Source organism: Terriglobus roseus DSM 18391 (genome assembly GCF_000265425.1).
Taxonomy (GTDB): Bacteria; Acidobacteriota; Terriglobia; order Terriglobales; family Acidobacteriaceae; genus Terriglobus; species Terriglobus roseus.
The window spans coordinates 3801867-3822265 of sequence record NC_018014.1 but is presented as its reverse complement, the minus strand read 5'-3'; the positions used below and the strand labels follow the sequence as shown (position 1 = coordinate 3822265).

At 55.3% G+C, this 20399-nt stretch carries 16 protein-coding genes; 6 read left to right on the top strand and 10 right to left on the bottom strand.

What is annotated here, in order from left to right:
• Positions 1-701: 701 nt before the first annotated feature.
• On the bottom strand, positions 702-938 hold the full coding sequence (locus TERRO_RS23250; protein WP_245536293.1) for a transposase family protein: 237 nt from the start codon (positions 936-938) through the stop codon (positions 702-704).
• A 747-nt stretch (positions 939-1685) separates the two neighbouring features.
• On the opposite strand from TERRO_RS23250, the gene TERRO_RS15535 reads away from it, so the two are divergent.
• Positions 1686-3230 (top strand): outer membrane protein assembly factor BamB family protein, encoded by a 1545-nt coding sequence (locus TERRO_RS15535; RefSeq protein WP_014786651.1) that lies wholly within the window; start codon positions 1686-1688, stop codon positions 3228-3230.
• A 769-nt stretch (positions 3231-3999) separates the two neighbouring features.
• Here TERRO_RS15535 and TERRO_RS15530 read toward each other — a convergent pair.
• A complete protein-coding gene (locus TERRO_RS15530) occupies positions 4000-4338 on the bottom strand; it encodes a low molecular weight protein tyrosine phosphatase family protein (protein WP_014786649.1) in 339 nt (112 codons plus the stop codon).
• A gap of 131 nt (positions 4339-4469) precedes the next feature.
• Positions 4470-5012, bottom strand: a complete 543-nt coding sequence (locus tag TERRO_RS23985; RefSeq protein WP_425358493.1) for a glycosyl-4,4'-diaponeurosporenoate acyltransferase CrtO family protein — start codon at positions 5010-5012, stop codon at positions 4470-4472.
• 139 nt (positions 5013-5151) lie between these two features.
• Between TERRO_RS23985 and TERRO_RS23835 the strand changes: the two genes are divergently transcribed.
• The gene (locus tag TERRO_RS23835; protein WP_281047877.1) at positions 5152-5277 is read left to right on the top strand and encodes a hypothetical protein; all 126 of its coding nucleotides are present in this window, start codon (positions 5152-5154) and stop codon (positions 5275-5277) included.
• A 993-nt stretch (positions 5278-6270) separates the two neighbouring features.
• Here TERRO_RS23835 and TERRO_RS15515 read toward each other — a convergent pair.
• Positions 6271-6483: a hypothetical protein gene (locus tag TERRO_RS15515; RefSeq protein ID WP_014786648.1), complete on the bottom strand. Its 213-nt coding sequence runs from the start codon at positions 6481-6483 to the stop codon at positions 6271-6273.
• Between the two features lie 332 nt (positions 6484-6815).
• Here TERRO_RS15515 and TERRO_RS15510 point away from each other — a divergent pair, with 332 nt between their 5' ends.
• The 4 genes from TERRO_RS15510 to TERRO_RS15500 all read left to right on the top strand — a co-directional run bounded on the left by TERRO_RS15510 (position 6816) and on the right by TERRO_RS15500 (position 8871).
• On the top strand, positions 6816-7031 hold the full coding sequence (locus tag TERRO_RS15510; RefSeq protein ID WP_014786647.1) for a hypothetical protein: 216 nt from the start codon (positions 6816-6818) through the stop codon (positions 7029-7031).
• Between the two features lie 402 nt (positions 7032-7433).
• On the top strand, positions 7434-7808 hold the full coding sequence (locus TERRO_RS23980) for an ATP-dependent DNA ligase (protein ID WP_041592643.1): 375 nt from the start codon (positions 7434-7436) through the stop codon (positions 7806-7808).
• 40 nt (positions 7809-7848) lie between these two features.
• Positions 7849-8010: a hypothetical protein gene (locus TERRO_RS23245; protein ID WP_157178395.1), complete on the top strand. Its 162-nt coding sequence runs from the start codon at positions 7849-7851 to the stop codon at positions 8008-8010.
• A 582-nt stretch (positions 8011-8592) separates the two neighbouring features.
• Positions 8593-8871 (top strand): hypothetical protein, encoded by a 279-nt coding sequence (locus TERRO_RS15500; protein WP_041592642.1) that lies wholly within the window; start codon positions 8593-8595, stop codon positions 8869-8871.
• A 291-nt stretch (positions 8872-9162) separates the two neighbouring features.
• Here TERRO_RS15500 and TERRO_RS15495 read toward each other — a convergent pair whose 3' ends face one another.
• From TERRO_RS15495 to TERRO_RS15465, 6 genes are all read right to left on the bottom strand, one after another.
• Complete coding sequence (locus TERRO_RS15495; RefSeq protein ID WP_014786644.1) at positions 9163-9735, bottom strand: cytochrome b; 573 nt, start codon at positions 9733-9735, stop codon at positions 9163-9165.
• Positions 9732-10742 (bottom strand): catalase family peroxidase, encoded by a 1011-nt coding sequence (locus TERRO_RS15490; RefSeq protein WP_217164373.1) that lies wholly within the window; start codon positions 10740-10742, stop codon positions 9732-9734. Before TERRO_RS15490 ends, TERRO_RS15495 begins: the two co-directional genes overlap by 4 nt.
• Positions 10743-10833: 91 nt before the next feature.
• Entirely contained in the window at positions 10834-11034 is a 201-nt protein-coding gene (locus tag TERRO_RS22225) for a hypothetical protein (RefSeq protein WP_052313362.1), read from the bottom strand.
• Between the two features lie 183 nt (positions 11035-11217).
• Positions 11218-13806: a sensor domain-containing protein gene (locus tag TERRO_RS22220; protein ID WP_014786642.1), complete on the bottom strand. Its 2589-nt coding sequence runs from the start codon at positions 13804-13806 to the stop codon at positions 11218-11220.
• Positions 13807-15079: 1273 nt separating this feature from the next.
• Complete coding sequence (locus TERRO_RS15475) at positions 15080-16324, bottom strand: sensor histidine kinase (RefSeq protein ID WP_014786640.1); 1245 nt, start codon at positions 16322-16324, stop codon at positions 15080-15082.
• Positions 16325-18074: 1750 nt separating this feature from the next.
• Positions 18075-18788, bottom strand: coding sequence for a Crp/Fnr family transcriptional regulator (locus TERRO_RS15465; RefSeq protein ID WP_041593372.1), 714 nt, complete (start codon positions 18786-18788; stop codon positions 18075-18077).
• Positions 18789-20399 lie beyond the last annotated feature (1611 nt).

The window sequence follows — 20399 nt, the reverse complement described above, 5'->3', positions numbered from 1 at the left end:
ACTCGGGAGCTTCCACGTCCGGCTGCGTTATGAGTGCCTCCACCCAGCTGGTTTCGCACTCTAAACGAGGTGCGTCAGAAGCTGGCAGAATGCGAGCAGGAGTACTGTAGAGCGGCCCATAACTCACTGGAATTACCAGTGATGTACAGGAATCCAAACGGCCGAGATGAGATCAGGGCCATGGCCCTGATCTCATCTCCAAACCAAAGCACCAGCTCAATAGAAATTGCATTTACAACTGGTTCAGAGACCGGCGCCAGGTAACCAGGACTGTTACTGACCAGCAATCGCCTGAGCGAACTGAGCCTGCGTGAGGTCATGGTTCGGATCAGAAGCGCTTGTGGCTCCCCATCTCGCCACCTTCAGAGTTGCAGCCATCAACGCGGGTATACGCGTTCGCGAGTTCACGTGCCCGCTTCACCAAAAGCGCGCCAGAACCCAAATAACTAGAACAACGACACGGCAGCAGGTCAATGACTCTTCGCTGCTCCAGATCGCACAGGATCGTGCCATAGCGATGGCCCTTACGCCAGGCCTAGTCATCGATGCCCAGCACGCGAGGCGCCTCTAACGGAGTTGTCCGCGACCGCCGGCGCAGATGCCGAAGGAGACTCGAGCCACTTACAAGTAAGCCCAGCCTGTGTGCCAGCCGAGCTCCGGCTGCACCTCTCAGACTGAGCGTTCCCAGTGCGAGGGTTCACTCAAGCGGGCGCTGTGGCGTGCGAGTGGCGCACCGTGCTGGGCAGCGACTCAGTGAAGATCCTGCGGGCGCATGCCAGCTCCCGGCAGAAGAACCTCCTGCTCTCGAGCACGATCCGCACAGGCAGGCCCTCCCAAGGTAGATCGCCAAGGAAGCGAACATAGCGGCTATGAACTCGGCTCGAGCTTCTGTTGCAGTCTGGACCGACTGAGTCACTTCGGCAGGCGCGCAAGTGCATCTCGATGGCCCCCGCCTTCGGTCGTAGGCTGACAAGCTTCACTTCGGCAGAGTTACTGGAGCACCGTCGAAGTCATCTGGCAGGGCGATCGCGCCTCATCAATGGCCGGGTCAACAACACTGTCATAAACCTGCAGCAGCCCGACCCAAGCAACGCCACTAAACTTCATTCCGCTCACACGCGGCAAAATCACCCTGGAGATCGAGTACGCGGAAATCTGGTCCGTCGCAACGAAGTTAAAGCCATAGCGTAGCCATGTCAGTGCGCCCGTTGAGGCATGGCTGTTATCGCGCCTGCGATCTCACCCAAAGCCCGTTTATTTGGGAACGCGTGGCCGTGAAGAGTAAGCAGGTAATGCATGGCAGCGCACTTAAGAGCACCTCAGGGCATATGCGCAATGCAAGAATTCCCATGCATGTAGACCAACAGCAGTCGCTTATTAAGTAGTTTCCGGTACCAAGTAACTTGCGTAACCACGCGGCAAGTTACTTTAAGTGCTACACACTGATTTTAACGTTATACGCACTCTGCGCTTAAGATCTAATTGACAACACTCTCTTGAAATCGTGAGCATCACCAAACACTTAGTCATTGTGTTTGGTGGAATTTATGTCCGCTCAACGTGCGCCGTGACTGAGAGAAGGTTTCGCCAGATGCCCTCGCGTCACTCTGCCTATCTGAGCCACTTTAGTGCCGTGGGTTCAGTTTCAACCTCTAAGCTGGAAAGTAAGAGTCAAGGTGTGCCTCATGCTTCGCTCGCTCTTCTCGGTACTCATGTCGGTTATCGTGTTTTCAGTGTCCTCATTCGCGCAGACAACCGCAGCGTGGACCAGCGTTGGCCAAGGTCTCACCAACCTCCGGTCACAGCCCGCAGAGAAGAGCATCTCTGCGTTGAACGTGGGTAGGCTCGCGGTTAAGTGGGCTTTTACCACTGTCGGAGATGTCACTGCTACCCCGACTGTGAGTGGCGGCGTGGTCTATTTTCCTGATTCAGCTGGGAACCTCTATGCCGTCAACGCCACCACCGGTATTAAGATCTGGCAGCAAACTATTACAAGCTACGTCGGAATGCCGAACGCTATTGCTAGGGTGAGTCCGGCCGTCTACATGAACGAAATCATTCTCGGCGACAACTTGTCGGTCACCGAGAAACATGCCGGCGCGCACGTCTTCGCCGTGAACCAAGCGGACGGCAAGCTGCTGTGGATTACGCAGGTTGATGCGAATAAAGCTGCGATCATCACCGGCTCTCCCGTCGTCTACAACAACGTTGCTTACGTAGGGATCTCTTCCGAAGAGGAAGGTTTAACCCAACAGAAGGGTTATGCCTGCTGCACATTTCGCGGCAGCATAGTTGCGCTGAATGCCACAACCGGTGCCAAGCTGTGGCAAACCTATATGACGCCTGACAACAATGGCCAGCCAAATCAGTACAGCGGTGCAGCAATCTGGAGTCCGCCAGCGATCGACGTTGGCCGCAATCTTCTTTTCACAACTACCGGAAATAATTACAGTGTGCCTTCTAGCGTGCAGGCCTGCCAGGCCGCAGCAAATGCCGCTCATAACACCACCAAGCGATGCGCCTTGGCTTCCGACATGTTTGACGCGATTGTTGCCCTGAACCTTACAACGGGCGAGCCCGTGTGGTGGCAGAGGCCTTCCGTTTATGACACTTACAATCTTGCCTGTCATCTCACTCCGCCCGGCCCCAACTGCCCCACCATTCAGGGCCTCGACTACGACTTCGGCGGCGGCGGCCCAAACCTCTTCAACAATGTCGTTGGAGCTGGCCAGAAGAGCGGAGTATTTAACATGTTTGATGCGGCAAAGGGCAAGTACATCTGGTCTGTGCCCGTAGGTCCCGGTGGCCAGCTCGGCGGCATTCTTTGGGGCACTGCCAGCGATGGTTCACGCATCTTTGTCGCCTCGGCGAACTCCGCAGCGGCCACATGGACTCTTGCCTCCGGCCAGAGCATCAATTGGGGATTCTGGAGCGCACTTGACATGAAAACCGGAAAGATTCTCTGGCAGACTCCGGAACCAACCCATGGCGCTTCAGCTATATCTTCCATGAGCACTGCGAACGGGGTCGTTTATGTTGGGTCTCTCGATGCGGCGGGATATATGTATGCGTTGAGTTCCGCAACCGGTCAGGTGCTGTGGTCTTTCCCAAGCGGGGGATCAGTATTTGGTGCGCCTGCCATTGTCGATGGAACACTCTACTGGGGATCCGGCTATAAGCGGTTTGGAGGAACAGGTAACAACAAGCTGTATGCCTTTTATATTCCTTAGTAGACCGTAGCTCTCCCATCATGATGGCGGGCGAACGTGGTTCCAGAACCGACAGATCGGTATTGCTGGTTGCAAGTTCTTGATTCAACATTGGCCTCAGTGAGGTAGAAGTTCCTGCGCCCATTGAACCGGCTCCGCCGTCGCAGAACAAACGCCAATCTTGCTGAAACATTAAGCCAGATAATTCTGAAAGTGACACTCCCAATCAACCGAAGAGGACTCACCCGATGCTTCGCAGACGTTCCGGCGGCTCTGCTACCTTCATGGGTGTTGTTTTGCTAATTAAGTGGCGAAGTTCTGTTCGCGCTATTTGGCACTTTGGCGCGCTTTTAAGACCCTCAACCCCGAACGCCTTCCGCGGCGATATCGCCCCAAACACGGCTAAGCTGTTGCTGTATAAGCGCTTGTACCCGTGTGGTTTCCCGCCATCACCGCTCGCTGTGTGCCAGATAATTAGCACAAAAGTCGGCCACTTAATTCGCAAAACGACACCCGTCCACGAGACAGCTTGAAGGTTTTGACGTGGTTACGTCCTGTGACGGTCCGCATTCGCATTCGCCGCTTTCATGCAACAGTGTCGCTGCAGACATGAAGACTAACGAGCATTGCCTCTTCCAGACTTTAGAAGAAGCCAAAGCGGCTCTGACCGCTGGCGCGTTCGATGAAGCTGAGCCAGGACCTTACCGCGTTTACTCGGTCTATTCGGTGCCATGGATCTGATTCAAGTCAGCGAGTCCCTTGAAGTCGGGTTTTCGGAAACACCTTACCTCTAGCGGACGGGATGGCTGACGGGTAGGTGAGGGAGAACTCTCTCCTTCAGGAGTTCGACGAGCCGAGGATCCATGTAGCTGTACTCATCTCGAATGCCTAGGACGATGAGACGCTTCGCTCTCAGGCGTGAACCGAACCGTTGATTCAGCCTCCGGCGATGAACACCTTCCATCGCAAAAATCACGTCAGCCCAATCTACGAGATCGGTCGACACCTCCTGCTCGGAGTCAGAACCCGTTCCTGCAGACAGAACTTCGTATCCATCCAGCATCGAGAAGACGGCTTCGGCAGTAGGGCTACGTAACCTGTTGCGGCTGCAGACGAATAGCAGGTTCATGCACTGAAACTACTATAGGCGGCGCTCCATCCTCGAAAGTCGAGTTTTCGGAAACAGTATTCTCGGACTTGCCGAGATCATCGTTTTTCCGAGGTATCGCCTGCATGTTGTCGTGAGCTCTAGAGCTGAAGTCACAAGCTATCAGACTGTGACATGACGGCACGCACCAGAGCTCGGCTAAGACGAAGTCGAACATATTGCTGCAGCCAAACCGGGTACAAGTTGTACAAAGTGTTGATGAAGATGAGAGCGAGGCACCACCTGAGCTGCATCTGACAAAGCGCTTGGCCGGAGCAGAACCCGCAGAACAAAAGCAGCCCGAGATGGAAACGCTCTCGCATCCACGTTTCTCGTATCACCTGTGCGATGAGTTTGCGATCAAGCGAAACACGCCTGCTCTGGTCACCGCCCCACCGCATAAGCCACGGAGCATCTTGGGTGAACCACATCAGAAATGGCACCCCAAGGCGGCGGTACACTTCGACCTCTGAACCAAGCCGAAACCTCTGCAAAATCGCTCTCGGAAGTCCAAGCGGAAGAATGGCAGCGATTCCGAACACAAGAAGCCATTTCGAAGGTACATGGTGCGCACAATAGACAAAAACCGGGGTAAGGAAAAGGCTGGTCCACAGAAGGTTGATGACTGCGTTGGAGACGTGTCGCCATCTGCGCATAGATAGCGAGATTACACCCGTACTAGCTCGAAAGTCGGGTTCGCGGTAACAGTGACGTGGAGCTTCTGCTAACGCCGTTTCGTGAGCTCTGAAGTTTGCAGACGCCATGTATCCCGAGAACATGTCTGCTGGTGGCGCAATGTACAGCACTGTAGATGACCTCAGCCTGTTCGCGGGGGCGTTGTTCTATGGGCAGCTCCTTAGCCCGAAGTCGTTAGACGAGATGATGACGCCGGGCCTCGACAACAACGGCGATGGCGTTTAGGTGCAGCACTACGAGATCGCGGGGAAGGGACGGCTGACCTTTGAACGCTATGGGACCAACATGGGAGCGAATGCACTCTTGACGATCTTCTCGGAGGATGGCCTCACGATCATCTGCTGAGCAACACCAACGAGACCGACCTCGGAGAGTTCCGGCTAGCGATTGCCCGAGCTGCCACTTCGCAGTAAAGCGGTCAAAGTTCTGTGAGCAAACGGTTCGCCAAGGCTTTTACGTTTCGGGCTACCTTTCCGCTTAAGGCGACGAGATCTAGATCTGCCTTCCTGATGCCTTTTTGCTATGCGCCGGAACCGATCCGCTGCTAAAGTTTTGCCCAGGTACTAAGAACGCGTTTGGGAGTCGTGCACGCGGCTCCCACTTTTTACGCTTCTCAAACTTGAAGTCACGAACTCTGTTGACTACCAGCATCTTGCTGCGACCCACGCTCGGGTCGGAAGAGATCTCGATAAGCTGCGCGCGCCATCATCCCGATGCCGATCATGCTCAGGACCATAAGTGGATATTTAGCGACAGTCAGATTGGTGCTCAGCCACATAGCAGCACTACTACTCAAGGCCAGCCCTTGTCCCGAGTTCAGATCGTCCTTGGAATGGCGCCTGCTTTGCATAGGACTCCCAGAGGCATTTACGCCTGGTCAATTTCACCACCCAACTTGTACCGTGGCAGCAGCTTTTTCTGCGTGCATGTACTGTCAACGTCGGGGTGCATGATGCCTATCAGACGAGATGATGTTACTAGCGATTCAGCTGAACAACAGATGTCCGAGTCGGCGCGCGATCTGGGTTCGCGCCAGATGCTCCGATCGGTCGGCTCCACTTCCCAGCGATTTCTCGCAGCGTTGGGGCCTCTGCGGGAAGCATTCGTCCGGCGGCAGCGAGCTCGCCAATGCAGCGAAGGTGCTTAGCCTCTGCCGAGTTCTAAGGACCCGGTGTCTAGGAGCCTGCAATGAAGAGCCGCGTCAGGTTATGGATGCCGTTATGCTTCCGGTATCCCCGGCATGGGCAGGCCGCGGCGCATGCACTCGATCTCCGCCGCGTATGCGAAGCGGCTCCAACCCTTTTGCAAGGCGTCATTTCGGCAGGTGAGTTTTCGCGCGGCGGTCAGCCAGTAGATCACGGCGACGTCGCTGTCGCCGGTGAACAGTTCGATCCATTCCGGTTCGTTTTCTGACGGCGATCTCAGGCTCATGTGGCTGAGGCTAGCAGCGCAGGCTCTGCTCTCCTCATAGCACTTTCGCGCCTCCGAATGGCCCGAAGGTGATGAGGGCCTTGCGTCTAGGAACAAAGGCCGTCGTTACCTTGCTGGAAGGACTGGAGTCGATAATGTCTGACTGGTAAAGGACGGGTTAACAGCTGGTCCGGCCGGCCTCGCTGAGACTGCAGAGCGTCCCGCCGCGCGCGGGGCTACCTACAGAGCTCGCATGAATGCTACGTGAAGCGATTCAGCCGTGAAGTCCCGATTTTGAGCGTTCTCCGGGTAAGCGGAAGACGTCCCCCGTTATGCTTCGATAGAACAGATCTATGCAATCCGAGTCACCCAAGATCGTGGCCGCCGATGTACTCCCAAATGGCCTACTCGTCACCTTCGCGGACCACGGTGCTGCGCTATTTACTGCAGAACAACTCGAGGAATCGAGGTTTGCGGGCGAGCTTCGCCTCGAAGAGGCTTTGCTAGATGCGGCGCTATTTCAACTGCAGGAAGAACTGACCGCGCGGTCCGTCACCGACGCTGAATGAGTCGGGTCCGGCGGCGCTCGATGCCATCGAAAGGGCTAAATGGTGGCCCGGGTAGCAAGGCTGTGCACTTCGGGCACGAGATGATGTGATCATGCAAAGCCTCCCACTCCTGAGAAGCTTTGAGGGTGGGACGCAGTCGGGGCGCTTGGTTGAGCCAGAGACTGTGCAAGGCCAACGCAGTGGCACAACGGTGAACCATCTGTAAAATTTATCTCTCGGATGACATAGACGGCGAAAATCTGACGATCCCGCTTCCACTGCGCGGTTAAGATATTTACCCAATCACAAGACCGCTGATCGGCTCTAGCTCGGTACCAATTCATACCACCCGCCCCCGCGCGCATTCGAACTCCTGGACCCCATAACCTCTATGCCCGAAACACCTTTCACCGCGCCCATGGAATGCCTTGCGGTGAAGAAGCTGCCGGAAGGAGCGCGTGGACGTACGAGATTAAGCTCGACGGCTACCGTGCGCAGGCCATGCGAGGCAGCGGCGCCGTACAGATGTTGTCTCGCAACGGCAAGCCGCTCACCGAACAGGCATCCGGCCCATGCGCAGCTCTGGCACATCTGCTGCCGCCTGGTACCGCCGTCGACGGTGAACTGTGCGCGCTCGACGCGGTCGGTCGCCCGAGCTTCCAGCTCTTGCAAAACCGGAAGAGCCGCTATTCACATCTGGTCTTCTACGCGTTCGACCTCTTGCACCTCCGCGGGAAGAGCATGTTGTCCAAGCCTCTCCTGAGCGTCGAGGGTTGCTGGAGAAGCTGTCTCCGGTGATGCGCAACTTGGCATAAGCGTCCAGGTGCCGCTACAACAGATGCTCGACACGGTTCGCGCTCACTCGCTCGAGGGCATCGTGGCCAAGCGTCTGAACGGACTGTACGAACCCGGCATATGCTCCGGCCTATGGGTGAAGCAGCGCATGAACATGGCGCAGGAGTTCGTCATCGGCGGCTACACACCCGGCGACAGGAATTAAGGTTCGCGTAAGATTTGTTCATTAAATCGCAATCAACTTGCAGTGCGACGCTCCCGTCACTAGACCTAGTTCGCCGCCTGTGAGAAGTTAACGATGCCTGACGGAGACAATCCAAGGGGGAGCGCTCTCTGGTTGTGGCGACGGCGCCGAGAGTTATCCCTCTCGGCGCTCTGTAGTTCTGGATAGATTAGCTTCATCTCGAAGAGTCAGGTTGATGCCATGGTCTGAGTGATGACCTGTTTACCTCATGGCTAAGCGACTTGTGATGACTCCAGACAGGCTTCACGCTTTCGTTGCACTGTTACCAGCGCTCCGCTTTGCGTGCAAAGGGCTCCTTGGCAGCGACAGCAACTCACCGGCGGTCAACTTGTTGAGGTTTCAGCGCATCGGAGGCGAAACCCGGCCGACTCTTTCCTGAAGGTCTGGGTCAGCCAGAGAAATGCGCATGTCAAGTTGAATAACGCGGAGGTGGACCGGCCCTTCGACGGCTTCTGGAAGACGTCCAAGGACAATCATGTTGCAAAAGACAAGGGCGAGTGCGAGCGATGTTTCTTGCGCTTGGGCTAGTGTTACGCTGCTGTCATGCCAACGCACTACATCCCGAAAGACCAAGCTTTGGTCAGTTTTTACTCAGGCGCACGACAGATCGAACTGCATCTTGTTACCCAAAGAGCCTTCTATTCCAAGACGTTTCAGAGTGTCGCGGAGGCAGTCAGTTTCGCCGCCGCCGAGTGTAAGTTCCTTTGCGGAGAAGATGTGCAAACGGTCCTTGATGAGGGCGTGCAGCGTTGGTCCAAGCTGGTACCTGTTCCCGACGCTAGGACTATGCAGGCCAAAGGGTTTCGACTCTCAGATCAATAATCATCCACATCAGAGGCCGCCCAAGTCCTGTGAACTACAGGATGCCATGTGTGCTCAGGGTGTGGGCGCTGGCGGCCTTCAGAAAGTGCGGCGAAGAACGCGATCAAACTCAGACATCAAACTGTGAATAAAGACAGCCACGGCGCAACATCACATGCAGGGAAAGCAGGCGTGATTCGACAGCCGAGGGGTATTCTGCCAGAAAGATCTCGGTGAAACTTGGACACTCGATGGGTGACAGAACCTGCACAACACGAGCCCAAAGGAACCCCGGTAGCCTGCATATGCAGCTTAGGAGTTCTTTGCGTTTAGCTCTTCCACCTGATTTGGAGTGAGCACCGGAGCCATAGCTTCAAAGACGCCATCTTTTCGGACGAACTTGTGAAAGAGGAGTGCGCCGACGTGCATGAGGATGAGTGCGTAGAAGGCAAAAGCGAGATAGACATGTGCCTGACGGAGAAGGGAATAGAGCGTCTCGTTGACTGGCAGGATCGGAAAAATGTGCACGCCACCGAATAAGAGGACGGGGTGCGACGCGGCGGAGAGCATGCCCCAGCCGAGGAGCGGCATAGCGAGCATAAGAGCGTAGAACACGTACTGTGAGGACTCTGCGGCAAGGCGCATCATGAAGGGCATGTCTTTGGGAAGCGCAGGTGCGCCATAGCCAACACGCATGGCCAGGCGAATGAGCGCCAGAATGAAGATGACTATCCCAAGCGGCTTGTGAACCTGGTAGAGCGTAAGGTACTTGGGCGCGACGGTTGCCACCATCCCAACCCCAATAAAAAGGATCGCGATGATGCAGGCGGCCATCAGCCAGTGCATAACGCGCTGCGGTGTAGCGAAACGTTTTGCGTCACTCATTGCTGTCCTCCTGCTGTGGTGTGCGGGTAGCTCTTTGCTTCCGCTATCCGCTTGTCGAAAGAAACGCGGTACGCGGCTGAACGGGCAGCGGGGAACCCATCGTCCGAAGTAGCAATGCCGGCTGGTAGAACCGCCGGATCAAAATTGACATCGCGGCAGGGACCATTGGCCTCATCTTCGATCTGGCTCACAGTAAGCATGCCAGCTTTGATAGTTTGTCGATCAACCGGCCAGGCTTTCGTCGGGTCGGATGTAGAATCTCCGGGATTGGCGATGGTTAAAATAAGGTCCCAATGCTGTGGTGCGGCGGCTACGCGCTGGGTGATGTCCTGCAAGAGAAAATTGGGGTCACGTGCTTTGAGTTCGTCGGGCGTGAGAGTGACCGCGGGTGCAGAGGGTACGAGCGACCATCGGCCGGTCCGCTTTGTACCAGACCCGTCAGTAAATACGAAGGAGTTTAGGCTGTTGAACCGGTCTTCGGCCCAGCTTTCGGTGCGCGGATGACCCTTTGCCCACCCAATGAAGGACAGCGTTTCAGGGTGCGCGCCGAGGTAGGTCTTGATGTCGTTGGGATTCTTGCTGGCTGCTGCGGTGATGAACTTGTAGAAGTTCTCGGGTGAAGAGGCGGCGAAAAAGGGAGCATCCAGCATCGCCGATCGCCAGTCGCCCCCATCGGGGGTGGTGATGCGGAAGCTAAAGCCGCGAGCCTGCGCCAGAGCGTCAGGCATGTGCGGATCACCACCGGGGAGGTTGAAGCGGCCGACAACGGGATACTGGCCCGACCTGAATACTTGTGCGGTAGAAAGAGCGCTGCCTGCGCCGTTCGCGGTGAATGTCCCGGTGTAGCAGATGCCGATGACGTGATTTCGACGATGACCGAGAGCAGGGCCCTTAGGTGGCGCGAGCGCTGCAACAAACTTCTGCGGAGTGAGACGATGCGGCGACAGCCAGCCGGCAGTGTAGGCGAACGCCGCACCCGCAATGGTGACCACGGCTGCGATCCCCATGATGGGACGGATGGGCAGACCCCTATGTTCCAGATCTGGGTGACTCATAAACGTGCCTCCGTAGACTTCCGTGCGAGATGCGATCAGTTCGCTACGGCTTAGGGATGATGCCGTTCCAGCGCAGATATCCGATCACCTGGCCATAATGATCGTACCCATGAACTGCAGCCCAAGCTGCTTCGCTGGCACGGGTTTGATTCGGTCCGACACCAGGATCATCAACCACATCGTTTGCGTTCGTTGTTGTGCTTGTCAGGATTGCGATGCGAATGGCAACGAATGTCTTCGCCAATGCCTCAAGGATATCTTCTTTGGACCGTAGCCTGCCGATCCCATCTGGGGGCACTGCTGGCTCAGAGGCGATGATAGTTGACGCAACGGCATAGTTCGCCTGCGCGACATGTTTGATCTATTGAAAAAGCTCCTACGTTGCGAAAGCAGAGCGGAATCGTGAGGCAGATCTTAACGCGCAAATCTACGGGGACTTTTGAGGGCGCGTTTTTTGAAACGCCCGTTCAGCCATGTTGCGGGGCCACGGCTTACCAAACAGATGTCCTTGCAATTCCTTACAGCTCCAAGATCGGAGTAGTTCGGCCTGCTCGACCGATTCAACGCCTTCTGCGACCGTCGTCAGGCCAAGGTCGCGCCCCAATGTGAGAATTGATTTGCAGATGGTGGCGGACAGATGGTCGGAAGTTATGTTTCGGGTGAAGCCTTGATCAATCTTGATTGTGTCGATAGGGAAACGAGCAAGGTATTGAAGGCCCGAGTACCCGGTCCCGAAATCGTCGATAGCGATGCGAACCCCGAGCTTCTTCAAAAGACGCAGCGAAGATTCGGCGAGTTCGCCATTGTCGATGAGTAGAGACTCCGTGAGTTCAAGTTCGAGAGATGTCCCGGGCAAGCGATACCTGGCAAGTGCATCTTGAACTATGGCTGGGAAGTTTGGATCACGGATCTGTGAAGGGGACACATTTATTGAAATGAGGGCGGACTGGAAGCCAGATCGACGCCATGACGCGTTTTGCTGCAGAGCTTCTTCAAGCACCCAACGTCCGATCTCGTTGATGAGCCCGGTATCTTCGGCGATACGAATGAACTGAGCCGGAAGAAGGGTGCCACGATCCGGATGATTCCAGCGAATGAGCGCTTCACAGCCAATGATCCGCTTCGACGATGCGTTCACGCGTGGTTGGTAATAGAGCTCAAACTCACTGTTTGCAAGTGCCCGTCGAAATCCAACGGCCACGTCCAGCGGTTCGTTCTGATTGAAACGCAGATCGGCGGTATAAAACCGAAACGAGTTCTTACCGCGTCGCTTGACCGCGTACATCGAAACGTCCGCCATCTGCAGGAGCTCTTCTGGTTCAACGGTGTCCTGCGGAAAGAGGGCAATGCCGGCACTTCCGGTAATCAAAATCTCCTTACTGCCCAGTGGTAGAGGTTTGCTGATTTCGTGGAGGAGCTGTTCAACCAGTTTTCCGAGATCGGTATGATCGTTCCACTGCGAAAGGATTAGTGCAAATTCATCCCCTCCGAGCCTCGCTGCAGTCTGGACGCCTGCGAACGATGCAATCCGGCGGCTGACGTGTACAAGGATTCTATCGGTTTCGATGTGGCCGAACCGGTCATTCATGTGCTTGAAGTTATCAAGGTCTAGGACGACAACGGCGACAGGCCTACCCGATGCTTTTGCATGGGCTAAAGTCGTCTCTAGGTGTTCCAACAGCGCGTGCCGATTGCTGAGGCCAGTCAAAGCATCATGTCGTGCCTGCTTGGCAAGCTGCTCCCTTGTTTCGAGCTGCTCCGTCACGTCGTATTGGAGTCCTATGATGTGACTCACCTTGCTGTCCGAACCGCGAACGTGCGAAATGTGGACCTCGTTCAGAAAGCGAGTACCGTCCTTCTTGTAGTTGCGAAGAACAGCCTTTCCGGAGCACCCATTCGCAATTGCGCTTTGAAGTGTAGAGCCGCCTGGCTGTCCAAGGTCGGAACCTTGAAGAAAGCGACAGTCGGTACCAAGTACCTCTTCGGCGGAATAGCCGGTTAAGCGTTCGAAGGCGGGATTGACGTAGATCAAGGGACAATCGTCTGCGCTTTTGTATTCGGATAGAGCGATGCCGATGGGGGCAGCATCGACCGTTTGTTCCAACAATCGCAGCCTAACGGTCTCGCCCCTCCTTTCTGTTATGTCACGGAAGAAGACACTGATACCTTGGCTGATTGGGTGAGCGTGTACCTGAAACCAGCGATCGAGCGGTGCCGGATAGTAAGCTTCAAACTCCGTTGGGACCCGCTGTTCCATTGTCGTGTGGTACTTGTCCCAGAACTCAAGGGAGGAAGCCGCCTCGAACGCTTCCCATACATTGCGGCCTACTAAAGCTTTTCCACCGCTCAAGAGCTCAATGGCGCATGGGTTTAGATAGACGAAGCGCCAGTCTCGATCAAGTAAGAAGATGCCATCGCTCGTGCTGTGTAACACTTCATAAAGCAGGCTACGATCCACCCCAAGTGTGATGATGCCGTTCACAAGTCCTGCCGAATCGAGCCGTGGCTTGTACATGATGTCTACGTACTTGATTTCAGGAGTCCTCCCGTCACTGGAGGTAAGCGACACCTGGACGTCCTGTTCAAGACGCACATCGCCACGTTGGTAGACGTCATCGAGCAGCTCCAGCCAAGCTGTCTTGGCTGATTCGGGGAAACACTCTGCAGCCCGCCTCCCAAGCAACTCCCGACCGCCCAGGAAGTCTCGACACGACTGGTTGACCATCTCAAAGACGTGCTCTGGACCTGCTAAGACAGCGATGAAAATAGGCGCTTGTTCGAAAAGATCCGCCAGCATAGACTGGTTATTCTTCTCTGCTTGTTCCTCCTGAGCGACGACGGTTCTGCTCAGTTCAGACTTTTGAGTCTGCCAGGTTTGATGTTCGGATCGTGCAATTTTCTCAGCGATCGCGAAGACTATGAAGTCTTCGATCGATAGGCCCTCCCCGAGTGCTCGTTCTTCCAGCGCTGCGATAAGAACCTTAGGGAGGTGCGGCGAGAAGGGCTGTTCACGCATAAGATGGACACCTCGTACAAATCTAACCTCGACCGGTTGAAACCTGAGTCAGTCCAACTTCTCGGAGGTGCAAGATACCACTCATTTGCCGTTTAGGCTAAGAAGGTTTGTAGACCTGCGACGAGGTACAAATCTCGGGACTTATCTACCAGTTGGCGCAATTGTGAGCGTCTGCACGAGACTCGACGCTTATCCGAACGTAAAGAAGGACTTAGGGAGTGGGAACTCTGCGCTTCGTCGGTTGATGGTACTGCTGCCAGCGGTCAATTCAGATTGACTGCCTTGCAGCATTGTGTTGCACATGAGAGGCGCCAGCCGCAGCAAAGTTATCAGCTGACGAAATTGTTGACACTGCGTCATCCTTCGGAACAAGCAGGTGCGTAGATCACATGGCCCACCTATGCGTTGAGTCAGCCTTTGGCACCGCAACTACACTCTGCTCTGTTGGGGCTGGTTTGTATATGGGAGGGCTCTTCGTCTGGAGCGGGCGGGTCCGTGGCGGTCTGCCGCAGTCTGCGTTCGACTGTCCCCCGATTCTTTGCCTTGGGGCCATGCCCTGACGGGTCCAGCATACTCTTTTTGTGGATCGCGTTCGTTGGCGCAATGGTGATTCACTATCGGGTTACACAAACAAAAGGTTCGCTAGCGGTGCAGATTGCAATTGCAGATCCGTCGGACACGACGATGCGGTCGTCTGGCCTCGGTTCGGTCCGACGGCTTAGGACACAAGCTTGCTCGAGAATCAAGCCTGAGTGCGACTTTCGGATAAGAACAGGCTATTGCACTGCGCGCAGGGGCGCCCAAAGATCTGGCCGCCAAACAGGATCTGGAAGCTGGCATTCGCAATTGCGCCGGCGGCTTGGGCATAGAACTGACAGAAGCGCAATTTAATAGGTTCACGCTCGGGCGTGAGTGATACGCTGCCGTCATGGGAAACGTGCTCTGCTTCATGCGGCTTACCCCGGTGTCATTTCCGGAGGCTATCAGGGTTGAGGTACGCCCAACCGAGATTCCTGACGCTCGATGGATCTCTGGTAAACCTCGCTCCTGGGCAGAGCTCAAATCAACATCCTTTGCCCGCCGAGTGACCTGCTCCGCCGGGCTTGGTTCCGGTCCATTCCGAACAACTCCAGTCCGTTTGCCAACTCGAAAGAGTGGAGTTCTTTCGTAACTCATACAACCTTTTGCACCCTAATGCATTATGAAGCGGCGGCAAGAATCTAATTCCCAAATGAGCCGCTTGGGAAATGTGACGGGCATTAGTGCGATAGAACTAAGCAGCATTTGCAGACCCAACGCGTGCTGGGGAAGAGTCTTTTGCTCCCGATAGGCAGAACCGGAAGACTGTTCCCCGTCCGATAGCGCTCTTCACTCTTAGTTGCGAGCCTAATTTCTTGACAATCTCATGGCTCAGCCAGAGGCCGACGCCGGTGCCATTGACCTTCTTCGTCGTGTAGAACAGGTCAAACACCTTCGTTTGAACTTCACGCGTCATGCCCATCCCGGTATCGGCTACCGTGAGGCGGATGCGCTTAGGGTGTTTACTGTTCAAGGCACGCGCTCGGATCAGCAAGCGGCCTCCTGCGGGCATTGCATCGAGGGCATTGCCCACTAGATTAGCGAGCACCTGTCGTAATTCTCCCTGCGGAGCAGAAGCCACAATCCCTGGTGCAATCTCGGTCTGCACTCGCACTTGCTGCGCGTCGATCCGGCCTCGGAACAAGGCCGTCACCATGGCGATGAGATCGCCGATATCGACCGTGACGGCCTCCACAGGGTTGCGGTAGAAGCGCAGGGTATTCGTTACGATGTCATCCAGCCGCGTCAACTCCGCTCCGGCCAACGACAAATACTCGGCTCTCTGCTCGGCCGCGGGTTCATGGCGGACAAGGTAGAGCAGATTCGATACCGACTCGATTGGGTTTTTGATTTCGTGCGCAATCGATACCGCAAGCCGGCCCGTGATGGCAAGCTTCTCTGCTTCAACGAGCGCCTGCTCAGCCAATTTCTGGGTCGTCCTGTCCAGCATCGTGCCAAGGAAACGTATCGCTGTACGACGTCCTGAGACGTTCTCAAAGAAGACTTTCCCGTTGATTGATAACCACCGCTGCTCATCGTGCGATTTGAGGATGCGGTACTCCGCGTCGAAGATTCCGGTACCTGTTGGGCGGAGCGCGTTCGCGATGGAAGTCTCGAGGCCCCCGCGGTCCCCGGGGTGAACACGCTCTAAGAGACGCTCCTGCCATCCACCGGGGCCGAGCGGCTCTCCGAAGATCTTCGCGCAACGCGGACACCAATGTAGGGAACCGGATTGCACATCCACGTCCCAGATTCCAATATCCGCCGCGACGGTCGCCACGGCAAACCGCTCCTCTGTCTCTTGAGCGGAAGGACTTTCAAGGTGCCAGGGATCCGACCGGAAGGGAAAAGATCGCAATAGCGATCCGATGTGAGCCTTATCCTGGGCGCCGTTTCTGCTCACGAGATCCTGCTGCGATAAAGATGAGTCGTCGTTCAAGAAGGTGTCTCCAGCTCTAAAGCTCTGGAGAGAACGCCATATATGGCGTGTCGTTTAGGAGTTCAAGCCTCCACAAACCAGGTCTACCTATGTGCGATGCCGGGATTAGCAAATGTAGGGCTCAGTCCTTTGAGAAAAGCTGATATTCAACGCTCAGGACCGTCTTTAGCTGAATGAGCCGGAGTATTGAGGCCGTTTCGCCGGTCTTGCCCCGCAATGGGCATGTCCACACCTTGGGCAACGGCAAAGCGCGCTCGATCCTAAAACTCTACCGACCACCGCAGCATACCCGCGAGCCTGGGGAGTTGTCTCATGACCCCATCGAGGAACTGCTTATGTGCGGGGAAGATACCGGAGCTGGCCTCTCTTGCATTCCAATTGGCCTGCGCTTCAAGGAGAAAGGACGCTTTCGAGGAGGCGGGAGATTCCTAACGGTGCGAGGCAAGACGATGCTGATGTCAAAGCGTCGAAACCTAGCAGCCAGCAAGGAAGTCGTGGTTCGAACGGTGTCAGACTCCATCTGCCACCCAGTGCGCTCTCGCAGAGCCAACAATCTGAGCGCTACACGCTGCCTGCGCGAACCTGGTCAAGCGATGTGCAGTACTGACGAGAGCTGCAGGCCCCTCGGTGAGCGTCAGTGTCTCGCCCAACAAGTGATTGTCAGACTCTAGTCCGCGCAGAAGTGTGATCACGGGCACGGAGGGGAACCGGGTCTTAGCGAGGGCGTTCGCCCTCACTCTTTCGGCAAGCGGAAGACTGTTGCAAAGAACCAAAAGGGCAGGGTCTTCTTCAAGTGTTGCGTCGAGAAATGCATCAATACCTAAGAGAAGTATCGGTACAAAGGACGCCCGGCGGAGGACTTCGGCCCGAACTTGAAGCAAGGTAGGGTCTTTGCCACAAATAACGATGCTCTTCATCGTAAGAATTCCTCGTGCAAACCAGCAGTGCGGTTGAGACACTGGCAAATATTCGCTACTGAATCGGACACCACGCTGGTGACCAATTTGTGTGCGGGAGCTTGTAGTCCTTGCTCAACCCTCGATGGAGCTGCGCCCACCGCACGTCGAAATTTGGACTGATGGAGCCCTGATACTGCTAGTTCGACTCCATGCTAGGCTTTGTGCTATCTGACCATCAGGGCACTGTTCTTGCAGCATAGAGCCAGAACTCAAGATTCTCAGTGGACTATTGGTGTGTGCACTGCTGTTTGCGACATCACGAAACAAACACGTTTTAAAGTGGTTTTCCATCAAAAATCAATAGATTCGACGATTTCGCGCATTCTGTCTCTTGGAAGACGGTAAGCCGTTTCTGACTCAACTATTGCTTATCCATGAAACATCGCTGTGCGGTTGGGTTATCGCTGAGGCAGGTCTGGTCGCAGGGACCGCTGCCATCGAAGACAAGCTCTCGTGCGTCCGTCGCGTGGACGGACTATCAAGAGCACATTTGGACATGCGCTGTGTGCAACGATCGCACCATCCCCAGCACTTTAGAAAGTGACCACGTGCCCCGACAGATCGTGACCCGAAGAACAGATTGATTCATTCGATCGCTGAATAGCAGTCCACATCATCTTTGCCGCCAGCTCGGCGTATCTCTATCGAGCTTCGAGGCCCAAGAGCGCTCTTAGGAGCACTTCGGCTTATCTCCGAGGGTAGCAAGAATAGAAGCGGCTGCGACCTGCTTAAGAAGAACTCCTGAAAGTAGCACAAAATTCAGCGCTTGCTAAAACACCTTCGCCCGTCCCTTAAACGAGGGAAACAGCGTCGGCGTAGAGGTCGCTGTGTAACCGCTTCATCATCGGATAGCACTGACAGGCCGCACTTTCCAGAAGTGGACGATCCAGGATGCGGATCTGCCCATACTGATATTCGATGAAGCCAGCTCTTTGCAGGACTGCTGCGCTCATCGACACGGTAGACCTTCGAGTTCCCAGCATCTGACCGAGAAACTCATGCGTGATAGGCAAAACGTCATCCGAAATGCGATCTGAAACCATCAGTATCCAGCGCGCGAGCCGCTCCTCAACTTCGTGAAGCCGGTTGCATGCCGAAAGCTGTGTGAGGGTAAAAGCCTCGTACTGAACCTGCTGCAGGATGCGAGCATGAACCTCAGGACTTCTACGGAACTCTTGAACGAGGTCGCTAAAGCCGATGCGCAGTCCTGTGCCCCCAACCTGCATGAAACAGCGGTTTCCCCCCTGTTGCGCTCCAAGCATCAATAAGCTACCAGGGACCGCTTCACGCCCCAGTAGACCGACTTCCACAACGCTTCCCTCGTCCATTTCGGTGACGACCGAAGCGATGCCAGAGGTGATGAAGTAGCTGTATTTCGGCTCCCTCCCAGGCTCGTAGATGGGCGTACGTATTGGCAGTGGCACGCTTACAAGTTTCCGCTCAAGAGATTGGCGGACTTCGGGCGAAAGGGAGCTGAGGAGGCGATTGACGAGCGGAGCAGGCATGATTCTCCCTAAATAGATCGCAAGGGAGGGCCGCATCGATGCGGGGTAAATTGCTTGCACTAACTCTACTGGGGATGGCATACGCGGTCTGTCCGGCACCTGACACACAGGGAAACTAGCAGCTCCTCAGGCCGACTCCAGCGCTTCAGATACGCCGGTTTACCCAAGCGCCAACGCAAGGAACTTCAAAAGACGAGATCCAACTCAATACACCCTCTGGAAACGAATCACGCTCTTACTCTTAGGTGAATCGTTGATCAAGGCTAATCGCAACCTTCGTCGTATCTCCTACTCGCTGCCTATGACACTGGCACTGATACAGCTGCAAGGTTGCCTCATGTCCGGTCATGCTCCATCCGGCAGTGATATGCGCTTGCTGTACGCTGGCGCCATAGCCATGGGTCTGGCCGCTCTGCTCTGGGCGATCATTCGTTTCATGAAATAGACAATCCTCTGCCGTCACTCCGCCGAAGTGTGCAGGTTTCGCCTTCGAAAACTTCCTCGTGTTCTGTTTTAAATAGTCTTGCAAGCAGCCTGACATCTGAAACTGTTCGATGGCGACGCGCAGGCCGAAGAAAACGATGCCACTCTGTTCTCAACGCGGAAGAGGGCGCCTAGGCGTAGGTTCTAACAACATAGTTCAACCTCGGATGCTCGCTCGAATAGCGGGAAAGGATTCGCAATGAAATCGCTGTGCGAGATTGGAGTAGCTTTGGAAAGGAACTGGCTGGAGGAAGAACTTGCAGACGGTTCTGTGTTTCAGATTTCGAAGGAGTGGCCAGCGTTCTCTGCGCATCTGGCCTTTTGTGCGACGTGTAACGCTCGACTGACAAAGAGGTGACGGGCCTTTAGGCGTTTAGTACCAAACACTTGGTGGAGGCGAAGTCCACGCCAGCGATAGCCGTCAGCCTCATCGGTCGAAATCGACCGCAATCATTGGCCTTTGGCGTCAAAATCGGGACTTGCCGCTCATGATAGTCCAACCATCACGGAATGGGGACCCTATAAGTGTCACGGAGTAAAGAGTCTTCGTCGTCGACGACCAACTCGTCGCTAATACCATGGTTGCCATGATCAAGATTCACGGCTTCAATACAGTAGCGTCTCCGATCCACTTATAGCGCTTGGCAAGCGCCTCGTTAGCTGCTCTATTCTGGTCATTTCATGTTGCTTGGCATAACCGGATTCGAGTTGCACACCAGCTGAAAATACTTTGTGCAGACTGCCCGGTGACTTGCTTTCAGGGCTGGCACACATGCTAGAGCTCTTCAGGGACTATGACGATAACGACAAACGCTACGAGATTCTCCAGAACCCGTTCCCCTGAGCTTTTGCTCGCCGCAATGAGAGCTGAGATCTGCTGAGCGTCGCGGTATACCTACTGCGTCACGTACCAATCATTCCGTGATTGCAGGCTAGGCAGGCTATCACATGGCCAGAAAATGCGGGCCATTCCTTTGAAACCTGAAAGACGATACCAGGCTCCATCGGCTCGTTGAACCAATTGGCTTGCAACGCAGAACCTATCGGGCAACGGGTTGTCATGCCACCGTCACACTCCCCTGTTGCCTGGGACTCTGCCGCATAGTCGACTTGCCATGCACGTCGTTG